The organism is Dyadobacter luticola, assembly GCF_005860805.1.
GTDB lineage: Bacteria > Bacteroidota > Bacteroidia > Cytophagales > Spirosomataceae > Dyadobacter > Dyadobacter luticola.
In genome coordinates, this window is the sequence record NZ_VCEJ01000004.1 from 1,740,201 (window position 1) to 1,756,824 (window position 16,624).

General features: G+C 42.4%; 12 protein-coding genes. 8 read left to right on the forward strand and 4 right to left on the reverse strand.

Going from position 1 to position 16,624, the window contains the following annotated elements; genetic code table 11:
- Positions 1-27: 27 nt before the first annotated feature.
- Positions 28-792, reverse strand: coding sequence for a glycosyltransferase family 2 protein (locus tag FEN17_RS17925; protein WP_138366684.1), 765 nt, complete (start codon positions 790-792; stop codon positions 28-30).
- Between the two features lie 143 nt (positions 793-935).
- Between FEN17_RS17925 and FEN17_RS17930 the strand changes: the two genes are divergently transcribed.
- A complete protein-coding gene (locus tag FEN17_RS17930) occupies positions 936-1,481 on the forward strand; it encodes a YciE/YciF ferroxidase family protein (protein WP_138366685.1) in 546 nt (181 codons plus the stop codon).
- Positions 1,482-1,623: 142 nt separating this feature from the next.
- On the opposite strand, the gene FEN17_RS17935 is transcribed toward FEN17_RS17930, so the two are convergent.
- Complete coding sequence (locus tag FEN17_RS17935; RefSeq protein WP_229208870.1) at positions 1,624-2,463, reverse strand: helix-turn-helix domain-containing protein; 840 nt, start codon at positions 2,461-2,463, stop codon at positions 1,624-1,626.
- 88 nt (positions 2,464-2,551) lie between these two features.
- Positions 2,552-3,481, reverse strand: coding sequence for an alpha/beta hydrolase family protein (locus FEN17_RS17940; protein ID WP_138366687.1), 930 nt, complete (start codon positions 3,479-3,481; stop codon positions 2,552-2,554).
- 1,812 nt (positions 3,482-5,293) lie between these two features.
- On the opposite strand from FEN17_RS17940, the gene FEN17_RS17945 reads away from it, so the two are divergent.
- Genes FEN17_RS17945 through FEN17_RS17960 form a run of 4 tightly spaced genes read left to right on the forward strand, consistent with a single transcriptional unit; the run spans position 5,294 to position 9,591 of the window.
- Positions 5,294-5,950, forward strand: coding sequence for a response regulator (locus FEN17_RS17945; RefSeq protein ID WP_138366688.1), 657 nt, complete (start codon positions 5,294-5,296; stop codon positions 5,948-5,950).
- A gap of 28 nt (positions 5,951-5,978) precedes the next feature.
- Complete coding sequence (locus FEN17_RS17950; protein ID WP_138366689.1) at positions 5,979-6,557, forward strand: hypothetical protein; 579 nt, start codon at positions 5,979-5,981, stop codon at positions 6,555-6,557.
- A 5-nt stretch (positions 6,558-6,562) separates the two neighbouring features.
- Positions 6,563-7,816, forward strand: a complete 1,254-nt coding sequence (locus FEN17_RS17955; RefSeq protein WP_138366690.1) for a phosphotransferase family protein — start codon at positions 6,563-6,565, stop codon at positions 7,814-7,816.
- 26 nt (positions 7,817-7,842) lie between these two features.
- Entirely contained in the window at positions 7,843-9,591 is a 1,749-nt protein-coding gene (locus FEN17_RS17960; protein WP_138366691.1) for a T3SS effector HopA1 family protein, read from the forward strand.
- On the opposite strand, the gene FEN17_RS17965 is transcribed toward FEN17_RS17960, so the two are convergent.
- Positions 9,576-11,411: a tetratricopeptide repeat-containing sensor histidine kinase gene (locus FEN17_RS17965; protein WP_171037944.1), complete on the reverse strand. Its 1,836-nt coding sequence runs from the start codon at positions 11,409-11,411 to the stop codon at positions 9,576-9,578. The two genes, FEN17_RS17960 and FEN17_RS17965, sit on opposite strands and share 16 nt — an antisense overlap.
- A gap of 584 nt (positions 11,412-11,995) precedes the next feature.
- On the opposite strand from FEN17_RS17965, the gene FEN17_RS17970 reads away from it, so the two are divergent.
- The 3 genes from FEN17_RS17970 (at position 11,996) to FEN17_RS17980 (ending at position 16,602) form a co-directional block, all read left to right on the forward strand.
- A complete protein-coding gene (locus FEN17_RS17970; protein WP_138366693.1) occupies positions 11,996-12,766 on the forward strand; it encodes a hypothetical protein in 771 nt (256 codons plus the stop codon).
- Positions 12,767-12,830: 64 nt separating this feature from the next.
- The gene (locus tag FEN17_RS17975; protein ID WP_138366694.1) at positions 12,831-14,438 is read left to right on the forward strand and encodes a coiled-coil domain-containing protein; all 1,608 of its coding nucleotides are present in this window, start codon (positions 12,831-12,833) and stop codon (positions 14,436-14,438) included.
- Positions 14,439-15,846: 1,408 nt separating this feature from the next.
- Positions 15,847-16,602: a hypothetical protein gene (locus FEN17_RS17980; RefSeq protein ID WP_138366695.1), complete on the forward strand. Its 756-nt coding sequence runs from the start codon at positions 15,847-15,849 to the stop codon at positions 16,600-16,602.
- Positions 16,603-16,624 lie beyond the last annotated feature (22 nt).

Consider the following 16,624-nt stretch of genomic DNA (forward strand, 5'->3'; position numbering starts at 1 on the left):
TTCTGCTGTCGTCCTGGCGAAGCAAATTTATGAAATGCTTTTTTTCTGGTTGGTCAGCATTTGTTGAATGTTACGGTACAGTTCAATGGCTTTCCGGCCAAAAAGGGGCAGTTTGACGCTCGGCTCGCCGCCATATCTTTCGCGGAAACCGATGGGTATATACGCGTGCGTCACAGATTTGTTGCGCCGAAGCAAAACGGCCAGTGCCACATTGGCAAGATGAAAATCCGACGGAATTTGCCGGATAGCTGTTTGAATGATATCAGTTTGCATCAGGCGGTATGGAACATTTGCGTCGGGGCAATCCACCCGGAATGCGAGCAGTAACATTGTCCGCAGGATTTTGCTGATTACCGTGCGTTTCCAGCCATCGTCGCGGCTCTTTCTGATTCCCGAGACCACCATTGTCTCGTTGCGGAGCTGCCAAAAAGCAGCAAAGTATTGCGGGTCACATTGCCAGTCGGAATCAATTTGAAGAACAAAACGTGCGCCTAATTCCCCGGCCCGCTGATACCCTTCGAGGCAGGTTTGCCCATGACCGCGATTCGGCCGACTGACAATCACCAGGCGCTGCCCAAACTGCGTTTGCAGCTGGCGCAGGATAACGAGCGAATTATCCCGGGAGCCGTCGTCGATAGCAAGAACAAGAAAATTCGGGCAACATTTTTCCAAAGCTGGTATCCATTCAAGGATCACTTTTTGAATAGCATCCTGCTCATTATAGACCGGAATCACTACGACGAGTTCAGGTGGCAATGCGCCAGGCACGCCGGCAATCAAATCAGAATTCATTAAAAATTTTCAATATAGATGATGCTGCGGAAACGATTGAGGCGAATAGTCCAAATGTTGCGAAAAGTCTTAAGCTGCAAAGATGGTACGATTTTTTTCAATCACGGCTCAATAATTCAACAATCACTTAAAACCTATAACCAATGAAAACCGCAAAAAATAAAACCGCCGCAAAGAAACAAATCACCGAACAAGATGGTGAAAAGTTAAAAGAATTGTTGGTCGATGGCCTTAAGGACATTTATTGGGCAGAGAAAAACCTGGCCAAAGCGTTGGTGAAAATGTCGAAGAACGCGACTTCCGAAGAACTGAAATCCGCATTTGATCTGCATAAAACACAAACTGACGAGCATGCAGTAACGCTTGAAAAAGTGTTTGAAATCGTTGGAGAAAAAGCCCAGGCTAAAAAATGCGCCGCGATGGAAGGGTTGATCGAAGAAGCAAACGAAATAATTGAAAGTACGGATAAAGGAACTATGGTGCGGGATTGTGGCCTGATCATGGCCGCACAGAAAGTCGAGCATTATGAAATGGCTTCGTACGGCACATTGCGCAACATTGCCAGGACACTTGGTTACGAAGATGCCGCCGGACTGCTGCAACAAACACTCGACCAGGAAGGAGAAACAGACCATCTGCTTACAGATCTGGCAGAATCGTATGTAAACGAGGAAGCAAGCGTAGAATAGTCTTAGAATGTATAATCACAAAAAGCTGGCGAAACCAAACTTCGCCAGCTTTTTTGTTGGGGGTAAATGCTGTCCGGTATATTAGTGCCGAATGTATTGATGAGGGAATTCCGGTTTTCGGTTGATCAAAATCGAATACGCGTTAATTAAAAGAACGCCTGAAATCCAAAGGCGACACACTGGTTTTGAGCTTGAAAAGTTTGCTAAAAGATTGCGGATGTTCAAACCCTAATTCATACGCTATTTCGCTGATCGAAGCATCGCTCGTCGATAACTGTTCCTTTGCTTTTTCGATCAGATGATTATGAATGTGCTGTTGTGTATTTTGCCCGGTCATGGATCGCAGCATATCACTTAAATAGCTCGCACTGACATTTAATTGCTCAGAAAGAAATTGGACCGTTGGAAGCCCCTGCTTTTTGGTTGGTGGTGACTGAAACCAGGCCTGTAAAATCTCTTCCACCTTTTGAAGAAGATCGCTGCTTACTGCTTTACGGGTAATGAATTGTCGGTTGTAGAATCGGTTGGCATAATTCAGCAGCAATTCAATCTGGGAAATCACAACGTCCTGGCTGAAATGATCAATTCTGTCTTTTAATTCTTCTTCAATATTTTCGAAAACAGCGATGATCGTGGTCTTTTCTTTTTCCGACAAGTGCAGCGCTTCATGGATAGAATAGGAAAAGAATCCGAACTCTTTAATCTTCCTGGCGAGTTCGTAGCCCAGTAAAAAATCAGGATGAAAAAGTAAAGTATAACCGGATTGATCGCTGATTGGTGCGTGGCTTCCTGTAATCTGATTAGGCGAAACAAAGAACATTCCCCCCTCGTCGAAATCGTAGTAATGCTGCCCGTATTTGAACTTCCCCTGAAAGTTCATCTTATAAGAGATCTTGTAAAAATTGAGAATGTGGGGACTGGGAAGTCTTTCCAGCGGAATGGTCCCATCAGCATTGTTGATTAAACTTACCAATGGGTGCATAGGTGCCGGAATATCCAGCGCCTTATGCAGCCTTGATAAGGATTGGAATCTATGGCTAGACAGCTCATCCTTCATAGTAATGCCTGTTTTATAATTTACTTTCAATACTGCCTAATGCACCCTGTACGCCGTTAAGTGTTTTCTTGGCTTCTTCCCAGCTTGAATCGCTCGGATCGAACATACTCCGAACATAGGCAAGAATGCTTTCACATACAAAGGCAACACGCTCCGGATTTTCATCACTTGTTTCGCGGGCATCATACCCTGATATGCCACCAAAGATGTGTTCGGCGCCGAAAACAGTCAGCAGGTCTTTTGGGCCGGGACTTTGATAATAAGCGTCCGCACGCCAGTTGTCCACATCAGAGAACATGAGGTTAATGTCTTTGTCCCCATTCACAATGAGCGCTGGCAAAGTCATGGTGCCGAAATTGCCGGCCGCCAAAACAGGATAATGCTGCCTGTTTACCCCATTAAATCCTTCCGGCCCGCCAGAGGCGCCAATCAGCACCAGGGCTTTTAATCTCGGTTCCGCAGCATTCACGATTTTACCTGTTGCAGGGTCGGTTACCTCCATCCCAGCCAGCATGGCAACCGTGTGGCCGCCCATGGAATGGCCGATGGCAGCCACCTTTGCTTTATCAACTCTTCCGGTCAACCCGGGTACTGTCGCAATGATTTCGTCTAAATGATCCAAGATAAATTGCATGTCCGTTGCCCGTGAACTCCAAAACAAAGGTGCTTCTGGAAGGGATGAAGGAAGTGCAAGTGCTCTCGAGTTTTGATGGTTAGGTTGAATAACAACAAACCCTGCTGCCGCAAAAAAATCTACAATAGGCCCATACCCTTTGTACGAAGAAAGGAAGTTAGAAGGGCCATGTCCATGCGAAAGAAGGATAACTGGCAGATTGTTTCCGCTTGCAGGAGCAGAAACTTTCATTTCAAGATCTACGTGACGGCCGGGGACTTGTAACACAACCGGACTAAAACTCATGATGGGTGTTTGTGACTGTTTCATTTGATCTTTGATTAAATTTTGATAATGCAAAGTTCATCAGCCCTTAACTCCCCGGCGTAGTGAAATCGGGGCATTGCTTAGCCAAAATCAGGAAAAGGGAACGTATTAATTTGCGAAGGATATCAGAGGGGAAGTAGAACAGCATGAAGAGGTGACTGGAATGTCGGCCAGAGCGGCGGAGAGATAGGTAGGGGTTATGGGCTGACAAGCCTATCCCATCGGAATAATATCAATTTTTTAAAAGCAAAATCCTAAAATATTATAGTTTGCTGAAGCCTGTTCTTCTTATTCCAGGTCACAAGCATAGGGTAGAAGAGTTCGTTATCAACCGACAAAAGGTAGGCGCTACCTATCCGCAGCGCGCAACCGTGCCTCTCAATGTTATCAACCTTATTCGTCGCTAACTAGCCTCAAAAGCATTTGCTGTAAGCTGCTCATTAAAAAGTTGATGCGAAGGAATTGTTCTCAGCAGCTCTTCCCTTCTATTTTTTTTTCAAATGATAACTGTGCTGGCCGCCAGAGCTTCAATGTGATATCAAATTCAGATATTCATCGGGAAATTTCAATACGCCCGCGCCGGTATTTTTCGAAAGCTTAAAACATGTCACGGCAAACTAATTGAAAACTTTGCATCTGTGTGCTTTGCAGGTAGAGAGGGATTGAATTTTTCCTGTAAACAGCTATATTATAGATACTTATCAACCCTACTTCTCTAGTTCCATGATTTACGACATTCACTCAAAATCTAACCCCCTTTATCGAATATCTAACTGATTATCAACAAGTAACAATCTTATTTTTACGTAAAGTTAAGAAATTGTTTTTTAACGGCAAAAATCGGTTGGTTTTTACTGATTATTTGGGTTCGAATCCGTTCTCTTCGGAGGTTCGAAACCGTTTCGTGAGAAATACATGGGTTTTCAAATACTGCAAATAGAAAGATGAAAGAGAAGGACGCAGTTTTGAGATTGAACAATAAATACTCTCTCATAAAGGCTATGCCAGGGCTTAGAAAATCGATAAATCGGAGAGATTATAATACGGTTAGAAAATGGGCAAGTCAGTCATTAATCGGTCTCCTTATCATTCCAAGATTTACGCACTGTCGGTGTACGTCCGCCTAACTTAGAGCACTTAAATAATGCCTGCCGATGCGCATCTGCCCGGCTCTGGCAACCAGCAGCAGCTCCAATAACGCGGCGTCCTTTTGTACTATACCCCAAGGCAATCGCTCCATAGCCTTTATGGTTTACTTTTATCATAAGATAAGGTGAAATCGCCCCATTGAAAATGCATTTATTATATGCACAGTCAGCCGCATCCAGGGTACCATAACAATAACCATACTTACCAGTACTTGAACAAACATATACGGCGGATTGCGCTTGAACGGAAGAGCATCCGATGACAAAATAGAAAATAACGATTAGATGACAATTCATACGAAGTTATACTTGCCAAAAAGACGGAAAAAGATATGAAGTTAAGTGTGTTCAAAATTCATCTCTTTCACACTTAACCGAAATCCCGTACCGCTTGGATATAAGATACCGCCGAGGGAGTATTCCTTCCACGTATACCCTCTGCCGGGTATAACAATAGCACAATGTTACTGCATATAAGGGATTTCGCTCTCTGAAAATTGTCCTGAATTTTGTACAGGCACTTACCTGCAGTTTTTACACCATAATGAAATTTGAAGCGAAATTCAATTAATTTAGAAACTATGTATTTCGAATACAGCAGATTAACAAAGTAAATGCTCATTCTTGACTACTTACCCGTTATTATAACTAATCCGACAATGCCGCTATGGAAGTGATAAATGTACTCTTAGCCGACGACCATGACATTGTATTGGAAAGTTTGTCCCTCTTGATAAGTCGGATGGAAGGCATCGATATTGTTGGAGCGGTAAGTAATGGTCGTGAGGCATTGGATTTCTTGGAACATAATAAGGTAAACATTGTTCTTGCAGACCTTGCTATGCCAATTCTAAACGGCGTTGGCCTGGTCGCCGAAATTCAAGAGCGCCGGATTGAAACACGAATTATCCTGCTGACCATGGTGGATGAAGTTGGTCAAATAAGGGATGCGATCAGAAATGGGGTCGATGGTTATTTATTAAAAAAGTCGAATCGTATTGAAGTGGAACAAGCCATCCGAACGGTGGCCGCCGGATTACCTTATTTCAGCCCGGCAATTACCCGGCAATTGGCTCAGTTACCTGATGAAAAATCAACAACCGGCAAGCTACAGACTACCCAGATCGAAAGTTTGACAGCCCGCGAACTGGAGATACTCTTTCTCATTATTAAGGAGCTGACGAATATACAAATCGCTGAACGGCTTTTTATTAGCCCTTTGACCGTCGAAACGCACCGGAAAAATATATTCCGAAAACTTGGAGTAAACACTGCGCTTGGATTAATGCGTTATGCATTAAAAAATGGAATGATTGCAAGTTGAATTTTAACCCTTCTAAAATTTCCTGCAAATGACGAAAAGAAACCCCACCTTCACCCTTTTCAGGGAGGATGCAGATCCTTCTTATGATATTGTAAATGATTTTTACAAAAATGCATTCGGCAAGGGCCGAACCGATTTTCCAAGAGATCAGTATGAGAATGCGCGAGATCAAATTATCCAGGGATGGATATTACTTGGTTGGCAACCTGCGCCGGAAAAACAAGAATATCTGAACTATAAGGAATACCTGGATGGGAAAAAGATGGCGGCAATCTTCATCAAAGGCCATAGCCTTCAAAAAGTTATTTATTGCCTTTGGGATCCCAGTGTAGTTTTCTATTGTCCTGAATTCAACGACTTTACACTTCGGGCTGATTCCATGGAGAAAGAATTGAAAAAAGCGTACAATAAAACAAGCCTTGATCCGGAGAGTTACAAGATTAACCGTTTTTATGCGTCGGAAACGTTTTACTATTCCGACGATCTGTCAAAAAGCTGGAAAAAACTCACGTTCGAAAATTATTCCAGGCTCGACGAAAACCTTTTTGCGGCCGACACCCTGTCCACAGGTCATTTCATTGCCAATATCAACCCTCATCTCATCTGATTCCCATGCTTGCACTTACCGGATACAAACTTGCAAATTATATGGCCAGCAGGCTTGCCAAAAGCTCTAACAAAAACCTGGCCGATTGTCATGCGAAGGCTTCAACGGGGACTTTGGACGAAGCTGATACCGTTGATCCCCTGGAACTGATCAATGGCGAATGGGTATTTTTCGATCAGCCGTTTCCTAATGCCCGGAACGCAAATTTTATTGCGCTCAAACAATCGGAGGCGGCATCGATGAAAGACGCCTTTCTCTTTAAGCAACCTCTTGTGCTTAACGAACAGCGTGATACGCTTTATAATGAAGCGCAATTTTATGATACTATCTTTAAGAAAGCACCAAACCTTGCCCCTCACCTGCTTCGGTTGGTCGAATATGATTTTTATAATAAAATTTTAGTTCTCGAGTACCGCCGGCGCAGCCTGACATTTACAGATTTTTTAGCGCATCTGCCTAATCCCCGGAACCCTGAACACAATACGATAAGGCTTGACGAAACCGGCAAATTAGCCCGGTTACTAAAAACCTTTAAAAACGAACTAAGTCTCACCAAGCTAGGTGTTCAACTTACCAACCGGTCGGCAATAAATAATATATGCTTTGATAGGCAAGGTGCAAAAGAGAGTTGCTTCCTCACGTATACACCCTGGATACTCACCCTTACTGATGCCGATCTTCTTAGATTTAATGAATCCCCGATCGATCCGGTGAAAAAGTTCGCCAGGTTGCTATACGGGAAGGATCCTGACGCCCGGTTCCTTAAAGGCCCTGCCGAAGGCGCTACTAAGTCGTTTCCCCTTCTGGATGAATTCAAGAAGCTTCAAAAGTCATGGGTAACAACCCACCTAATCAACGCCGACGCACACCTAAGCAATGTAATTGTTGATTCCTCCGATAATTATTTCCTAATAGACTGGGAATATGCGTCCTGGGGAGACAGTCGATGGGATTTTGCCGGGATTTTAGCTGGATACCTAACGTGCATGCGGGCGGAAAATCCAGTGCTATCCGTTGCTGAGGTCAAAGCTCACGTAGGCGTGCTGGTTGCTGAGTATTTTCATGGAGAGACCGGCAACGAACGGGAGGAGAACATAATGACCTGTATTCAATACGCCGGGCTATGGTTGCTGACTGAATATTATGCATGGGCCGTGTCTGACAGTAAATCGGACAATTCCGTTTTTCAGGATAAATTCCGATTAGGAAAACTGTGCGTTTTGACGCCACATGAAATGATAACAGGATTCCATTTATAACCCTCCTCTAACCAAAGTAATCGATCATGGTAACTATTAATGATTTTAAGGAATTGTCCGATCAATTCATGATTTCTGAACTTGATGAAATTTGCGAGCGGAAAGGTGTTGATTTCAAGGACATCACTTTGGAGATATACGAAAGCCTGCTGGTGCGGGGAGCCAATTACGACGACATCTGGCAATTGTTAAAACTATACCTTTATTTTAACAAATTTGTAAAACCATTTCCCAATAACCAGCAGAGGTCACGGATCGATGGCGAAATAACCGGGCTAACCTATCGGCAAATAACCGGAATTATGGAGGATACGCATCAAAGCCGGTTCTGGCATCTGCCTTCGTATACAGGAAATCGCAAAGCTTATAATCAAATCGTATTGCGCCGGGGGAGCGAAGCCCAATGGGTTACCGCCGGGGAATTCGTAAGGCAATCCCTGATTGCCGAAGACGAAAATCCAATGTTTTCTATTGAAAGGCCATCACATGCTTTTTCCAATGGCTCACCGTCGGTTAAGTATAACTGGATATACGGGCGATATCCTATGGACGGGGATAATCAGGGTAATCTGAGATTTTATTTCAACGTACGGCTTAACAAATGCGCACTCACAAAACTAATCCGAAACATTCAAAAAACATTTGATCTGTATGGAATACCTTTCAAACTGAAATTCCTGGCTGAACAACCTGAGAAGGGCCGCACCGACCCTGTTGTACTATACGTAGAACGTAGAAATCCGATCGCCGTCTTTTTTTTAGTGAGAGATATCTTTCGTACAAACCGGGACTTGCTTCCCGAAGTGCCCATGTTTGTTAAAAAGCTGGGTGACGGGTTAGGTTTTGCGGAGGATCCGATCAATTCCGATAGCTTCGGCATGTTTGTCTGTGAACTGCTGACCGACGCGCTCATCTTTGCAAGAGGCGAAAAAAACGACGCAAAAAGATTTGACATGGTGAAGGATTATATCTGCAACCATCGCGGTATGGAACCTGATCAGATTTTCCGGGGAGGAGCTAGGCATTATAATTATCAATTTCTTTTTGATATTTTTCCTCAAACCACTATGACGGTTAAAAACAGGCCTATCTTTATTCGACCCATTGATGAAGGTGATTTCTTTGATGAGCCGGGAGCCAAGCGAACGCGATTTTTGATCGCTGCTCTCCGGATTGCGCAACAAATATGTAAAGAAGCATTATGGGCTGCACCGGAAGCAGAACCTAATGTTGCTAACCAATGGAAATGCAACTGGATAACCTTCCGGTCCGCTAGCCAAAAAGATTCTACAAATGATAATGACGCTCCGATTATGGAAAAATCCCGGGTAGATCAAGAAAAGTTCTCGAAAAGAGCCATGTATTATGCTTGCACACCATTAGAAAAGAAACAGATAGCCTATTTTTTAAAACGGGTCCGATGGTTTTATCATACTGACCTATTTCAAAAAACAATTAAGTGCGCTGTCGAAGATGCCGATGAAAGCACCGGGGAAGAAGAAGGTACCTGGCGTAAATATGAGCTCAACAGGTCCTGGTTTTCACTATTATCGCCGGAGTTTAAGCATTTGGCGAACGAACAAACCCGGATAGAGACCGCTGATATGGTGGCCGTTGGAGATTACTTAATCAATAATTATCTAAAGACTGGCCGCCCGTTGGGAAACTGCTTTGTCACCGATAATCCGGAAGAAAATACCTATTTCAGTCCAACCCTTAGACATGGACTAGCGGGAATAGGTTTATTTTTCGTGCGTCTTTACAAATCCGTCTGACTTGGTTCCCCAGTCGGATAAAGCTGGATTTTTACGTATATAAGTGTTCCGTTAGGATGGGCCGGCTTTACTTCAAGCCGGCCCGCAAGGCTTCGAGTACGATTCCTTATATTTCTAAGTCCCATTCCATTACTTTCATTCACAAATTTTTCCGGAAACCCAATTCCGTTGTCCGAAACTGTTAATATCATTTCCTTCGTGCTTTGATCCAGCCTTATACCAGCCTCGGTCGCCTGAGAATGCTTCATAATGTTATTGACCAGTTCAAGGCATATACTGTAAAGTTCCATTTCTCCCTTTTTATCAAAGAATCCATCCGTATAGTTAGAAAAATAACGAAACAGCATTCGATTATTCCTATTTAAATCATTGACTAGCTTCCGAAGCGCCGTTGAAAGTCCATGCGTTTCCAGCTCCGCGGGTAGGAGATTATGAGATATCAACCGAACTTCCGAATAAGCGTCTTCCATTTTAAATAGTACACGTTCATATATAAGCCGCTCCTGAATGCTGAAATTCTCCAAATCCAAGGCTTCCAGCTGCCATTTTAAACCCGTCAGGGTACTACCTAAACCATCGTGAAGTTCAGAAGCAACCCGCTTTCTTTCGAGCGATTGTCCATTGTAAAACGCTAACTGAATCTCCCGGTTTTTGCGAATAAGCTCCTCATTGGCCACTGTTAATTCCTCCGTCCTGAGACGAACGCGTTCTTCCAGAGTATTGTTGATATCTGTCAACTGCAGGTTTGATATAGAAAGTTGCTCTTTAATTAAACCGAGCTGCTTCTTCTGCTCTTCGATTTCAATGTTCTTACGTTTCAGAAGTCTATTGTTGTAAACAATTGTGCCCCCAAGACAAACAAAAAACAACAGGCTAACCACCAGAATGTTCCTTTCAAACTTTCGTTGTTCTATGCTCCTGTTTTTCTGTTCAATATTCTTATTGAGTGTAATGATGTTCATACGTTGCTTCTCATTCTCGTATGTAAAGCGTAGAGCATCTATTTGCTTTTTCTTCATATCTAAATCATTTCTGGACTGAATCGCTGTTAGTTCCTCGTAGTAATAGAGGGCCTGACGTTCCAGCCCAAGCCTCTTATAAATGAGATACAGTATTTCGCTGACCTCCTTCTGCGTATTACCAAGAACACTATCCCGCTTTGAATAGGCTTCTTTTGCAAAGCGTAAGGCAAGTTTTGGTTTGTTCATCTCTAAATAAGTTCGAGCTGTTTGTGCATTTGCAAACGCCTGATTATTGATATTTGTCGCATGCAATTTTCTAAATCCCTCAATGGAATTCAGAGACTCCACATACATTCGTTTTTGACGATAACTGGCAGCCAGATTAACAAAACAATAACTATCGATATTTTTATCCTGCAATTTTCTATTTTCCTTAAGACAAAATATAAACTGCTCAATTGCCTTGTCGTATTGTTTTTGTTCATAGTAAACAAGTCCAATATTGTTCTGAGAAACTATGTAGCGCGACATATCACCTATTTTAAGGAATATGGGAGAAGCCTTCCGATAATACAACAACGCTTTTTTGTATTCGTGTAAATTGAGATGATAGTCCCCAAGGAACCTAAGGGAATATGCTAAAAAGGGCCGATCGTTTAATTTTTCCGCGAGATATAGTCCCGCATATAGATATTCACAAGCTCGATAATACTGCCCCTTACGACCATAATAGTACCCTATGCGGCAGTTAGCAACCATTTGTCCTCTCTCCCATTCGGCAGCTTCTGACAGGGACAAAATCTGTCCAAAAATCCGAAGAGCGGAATTGTCATCCTGAATGGTCTCTGCCCAAGCCATTAAGGTTCGAATCCGAAGAGTGTCATCATTTTGGCTCTCGCCAATTGACTTAAGTGAGTTGAGTGTCCTCTGGATACTATCTGGTGGTATCGGTTGGCTTAACGTGGTGCGCCAAATTGAAAGATTTAGAAGGAGCAAAAGGCAGAGCCGCATTGAGATAAGAGAAAGTCAATATATAAATCGCAAAGTTTTAAAAATCTGGAAAATGCGTCAGCCTAGCAAATTGACCCTTCAATTTTCCATTTATACCTCTGTTTTGGTGGCTTTCAACTGACTGTTTAAAGGATTGAGAATTAAAATCTCGCATATTAATATACGTTTCTTTCTTCACACGACCAAATTTCACATGTTTTCGATTCAATGCTACTTCTTTTTTGTCATGAATACCCTGAATAAGGTATACAAATTACTCCAGACAGGGGATATAAGTGGGTGAAAATTATCCCCAATTTTGTTGAAATCCTGCATCATACCAAATAGGATGGTCGGGTTACTCATTGTAAATAAAGTACTTTAAAGTCTTTGGCGAAGTACCCAATCAGAAAAAATAACATTCCCACAAAATATGATAATCACCCATTAAAATGAAAAAGGCAAAAGGAATACAGGCAAACAGTTTTTTTAAGCTAGGCAAAGCCGCGCCACGACGAGACACCCGAAATCTTAGGCTAAGAACCCTGCTAAGAGCACCATTTGATTTACCGATACCTAATGAATATGACTTCGATGCGGAACACTTAGGCATACCAACCCCAATGTTTGCCAACGATACGTTTGGGGATTGCGTAATTGCCGGTCGGGCGCATCAAACTCTAAGATTTGAGTTGATAGAACAGAGCCGCTTACTACTAATTACCGATCAGGATGTACTGGATCAATATTTTCTCGAAACAGGAGGTGAAGATAATGGCCTTGTTGTACTCGATTCGCTGAATGCCTGGCGTCGCAACGGTTGGAAAATTGCTGGCAAAACTTTTCGCATCAGAGCCTACGCGGAGGTCGACCCAACAAGTTCTGAAGAAATGAGGCGGGCAATATTCATGGATTTAGGAGTTGGACTAGGGTTAAGTTTACCTACTTCAGCGGAAACTCAGATCAATGTCGGCAAACCCTGGGACGTAGTTTCAGATGCTTCCGGGGAGCCCAATTCCTGGGGTGGCCACTACGTTTACGTTTCTGGTTACACTGTATATGGGCCAGTATGCATTACATGGGGACGCAGACAGCAAATGACCTGGGCATTTGTTGATGCGTATTGCGATGAGGCTTATGCAATTTTTGACGCTTTAAATACGGCCAAACTGAAGCAAGGACTGGATATAGTAGCGCTAAATTCATTCATAGACCAACTTTAAGCTCCGAAATGGTCAAATTTCACAGAAAGGCTGATTAAGTCACATTTTAACAATCTACCCGAATATGAAAATTTACTGTATCCTGATCACGATTCTAGTTATTGCCTCTGGCAATCCAATCTATCCACAAAAGCTTGATGGAAGCAAATTAGTAATTACGCGAACATTGCCAGGTGGATCTACGTATATGCGTTCCAATAGAAAAGGGATATTAGCGAATTACCCCTATCTCTATGTACGAAAGGACGGAAAAGTTACTCTTATTACGAAAGCAAATCCATTCCGCCACTCGTTTAATCAAACAAGTGTTGAAATCACCAATAACAAATCATTTGGTGACAGTCTTGGCGGACCTTTAAACATAAAAGGACTACCAAATCTTTCAATTCCACAAGGCATTGATACTGCCCCGGCAAAAGAAAAACTAAAGCTAAATAGCAACTTAACAAAAAAACAGCGTGAAGAAAAGGGCAACGAAATTGACCAGCTATCTGCTAACATTACGTCCAGGCTTAACACTATTCGATCTCTTCAGCGCAGTTTAGTCGATTTAAGTGACGAGTATGAATTAAAACGAACTACGTACAAGGAACGGTATCGCATTTTGCAAACAAATCTATTTGATAGAACGAAACTTCTAGAAGAGAAAAAATTGATAGTACTCGATTCTATTAGCCTAGTCACTTTAACTAAACAAACCTTTGAAGATTTTTTCCGTCCATTTTCCAGCCCGCCAAGCACTACTCTAACTTCTTTTATTAATGAATACGCTGTAAACAGAATAAATGCCCTCAAAACAGAAGTAGAAGGTCCGGGTGGGTTAAACGAACTGTACCAAAAATTGAGGGATCAAATCTCAACAATTAAGGTGCTTGCAACAAAATTGCTGGAAGAGGATGGAGATAAGCTCAGTCCCAAAGGCAGGCAAATGCTGGTGGATCTTACCGTTACTTCCCAGACAACACTTTTCAGTCTTGAAAAAACGAACTCCGATTTACAAAAAATGAACGATATCTTAAAATCAACTGACTGGCCTTTGCAATTTACCCGATTTTGGGAAGCAAAAGAGGAAATTCTAAATGCACAATTTTCGCGCATTCTTGAAGCTACTGCTACCGGGGATCAAGTAACAATCAAACAAAGTTTTAGATTAATACACTTAGAAGATGGTAAAGTTATATCGGGAAAATCAGAAACAGATACAACGTATATTGTAAAGGTCAAGGGCATACTACATATCAACATTAGCGGAGGACTAGGTTTTCCATTTCGTACTGAGGACAAATATATTGTAAAATCTGACGGAACAAATTCCGTCACAATGGGAACGATTGAACGAGCGAAAGCAGGGATTGGCTCACCTTATTTAGTTACAATGTTTGATATTTCATGGAGTAACTATTCTAATGTGACACCACTCGTATCAACCGGCATAGGATACCCTATCGCGGGCGGCTCGCTTGCCGGTTTTGTCGGCGGAGGTGTTGCATTCGGGGTTGCAGGCCGTCGCGTTCTATTCCACTCCGGGGTATCTTACATTCAATCCAAAGTATTGTCCGGCGGTTACAAGACTGGGGATACGGTTGCCGGAGGTTTTGAAGTTCCGGTTGTTACTGGCTACAAAGTCAAACCCTTTTTCTCTTTCACTTATAATCTAGGTCAGTTAAAATAAGCTTTACCAGGATTCTCGTTCTAATTTAGTAAGAGATGGATACTTTTTTATTTTTGGTAATGCTGGATGCATTCGACACAATCTCTTATGCAAACACTACAATTAAAGTCAGTACATCGGGCTTTTTAAATAACGCATTTCTGCGAAAAGGAATCAAAGACTGAGCGCTAGCAAAATGTTCCATTGGAAGCCACTATTCCTGACTAGTATTTTTTAAGCTTCCCCTAATGTAGTCGTTGAATGTATGCAGCTTTCCGATTATATTTTCATTAACCGAAAGGAATATGAAGAAGAACCGATTCAGCCAGAAACAGATTGTGGCAATTCCAAAAGCAACTGCAAAACAGCAGACACTTGTCCAGATTACCTGTGAGCATGAAACCAGCGAACACTTTTTATAACTGGTGGCAGCGATATGAAGGCGGGGAGGTTTCTGAGTTGAATGGATGAAGGGCCTTGAAGAAAAAAACGGTCGGTTTAAGTGTCGGCCGTGGCTGCCGATGCGCGCGAAGTTAGGTGCCGACCATGAAGAGTTGAAATAGACAAAAAAAAAGGCCTCCTGGCGGTGATAGGGCTTGTTTAACGTCCTCAGTCGGCGCATTGAACTGTTAAAACAAAAGCCTTCGGCAATCGCCTAGCTTGCTGATTAGCTGGATTAAGCCGACGGACGCTTGCTTATCAACCAAGAAGCCTGCTTGATATTGAAGTTAAACAGTCCGTTCAAGCTATCGCACAACGACATTCTAGTTGGGGGTTTCTGGCGCCGCCGCACGTAAGATCCGTTACTGGCTACGCCGACAAGGATATTGTTACAATCATAAGCGAATTTGCAGATTTATCGGCAAATAGGACTGTTTATGCCTAGACATAGGAAAATTGGCTGCCAGAACGGACTCGACAATCATTAATCAAGCCCACGGCGACTAATCAAGTTGGGTCGCTCGACTTTGTGCGGCAGGTGCGCCGTCTGAAGAATTGAGAGACGGTAGCCATTAGAAATATCCTGGATATAGTAGACGATTACACTCGACAAGTATTGAGGACCGATATTGACATTTCTTAACCTGCCACACGAGCTATCTTACTTTTCAACAGGTTGGCGAGATGGTTGAGCATTATATTAAGAATTATAATAAACAAATACCTGATCAAACAGTATGATCTCCTACAGCAATTAAGGCAAATAAGATGGATAAGCTACACCAAACAACTGATCGCAGATAGGGATTAGTACAGACCACTTTACACATTAGTTAAACCGTTAAATAAATTTATTTTCATCACAAGTTTTTTAATCTAACGATATTGTAGCTTCACAAAATGAGCCGACGGATTGAAATTCATCAATTAAATATATACCGCATCGAAAAGAAAATTCCATAAATCGGATATCAACTACCATCAATAAATGAAAAAAATATTTTATAGCCTGCTAAGTATTACTACACTTTGCTGTGACGCCGACAGGACGGAATTGCCTCCACCGAAGACGTTTGATTTGCAAAAACTAGAAGCCAGACTATACGGACGAAAGATTTTAGAAGTAACCATTTTTCGGCCCGTTCCGGATCGCCCGGACAGTACCCATCTTAGAATCAAAAATCTTTCTGGCTCAGTTTTGAAAAGGCTAGAATTCTTTTTAGAGAGCTGTTCAAAAGAAAGTTCTAGTAGTGAAGATTGTGGCAGCGACATCTTCATATCTGTTAATCCGTCCAAACCACTCGCTAATGAAAATGAAGTTACAGAGAAGCTAACAAAATTTATTGATCTAACTAAAAGCTCCTCAATCTACATCACGTCATTCGAATCTGACTCGGCCTCTCAATATTCAATTGCGAATAAATACCCATATTCACTGATAAAGATCACAAGAAAATCGAATGTGGACACCATAACCCTCACGGGCACAGGTAAAGTTTACATGCGAGCGGACGGAACCTTCTTCTGCCGTGGCAACGTCTTCACAGATTCTTCGTCTGATCCAGTCCGAATAGAAGTTGAAGGAACAGTCTCGAAAGGAAACCGCGTGCATGCGAGCTATTCACCTCAAAATGGCAAATCGCTACCAACTACTCTATTTGGAACAATCACTGACAAACTAATATCAATTGAAAGTGATTCAGCCAACACATTAATTGAGAAGGCGGAAATCAAACTCAGATAGTGTCAACTATATCGGACTCACC

Coding starts and splice junctions, on each gene's coding strand:
- FEN17_RS17925 (WP_138366684.1), bottom strand. CDS start 792: ATGAATTCTGATTTGATTGCCGGCGTGCCTGGCGCATTGCCACCTGAA.
- FEN17_RS17930 (WP_138366685.1), top strand. CDS start 936: ATGAAAACCGCAAAAAATAAAACCGCCGCAAAGAAACAAATCACCGAA.
- FEN17_RS17935 (WP_229208870.1), bottom strand. CDS start 2,463: ATGCACCCATTGGTAAGTTTAATCAACAATGCTGATGGGACCATTCCG.
- FEN17_RS17940 (WP_138366687.1), bottom strand. CDS start 3,481: ATGAAACAGTCACAAACACCCATCATGAGTTTTAGTCCGGTTGTGTTA.
- FEN17_RS17945 (WP_138366688.1), top strand. CDS start 5,294: ATGGAAGTGATAAATGTACTCTTAGCCGACGACCATGACATTGTATTG.
- FEN17_RS17950 (WP_138366689.1), top strand. CDS start 5,979: ATGACGAAAAGAAACCCCACCTTCACCCTTTTCAGGGAGGATGCAGAT.
- FEN17_RS17955 (WP_138366690.1), top strand. CDS start 6,563: ATGCTTGCACTTACCGGATACAAACTTGCAAATTATATGGCCAGCAGG.
- FEN17_RS17960 (WP_138366691.1), top strand. CDS start 7,843: ATGGTAACTATTAATGATTTTAAGGAATTGTCCGATCAATTCATGATT.
- FEN17_RS17965 (WP_171037944.1), bottom strand. CDS start 11,411: ATGGCTTGGGCAGAGACCATTCAGGATGACAATTCCGCTCTTCGGATT.
- FEN17_RS17970 (WP_138366693.1), top strand. CDS start 11,996: ATGAAAAAGGCAAAAGGAATACAGGCAAACAGTTTTTTTAAGCTAGGC.
- FEN17_RS17975 (WP_138366694.1), top strand. CDS start 12,831: ATGAAAATTTACTGTATCCTGATCACGATTCTAGTTATTGCCTCTGGC.
- FEN17_RS17980 (WP_138366695.1), top strand. CDS start 15,847: ATGAAAAAAATATTTTATAGCCTGCTAAGTATTACTACACTTTGCTGT.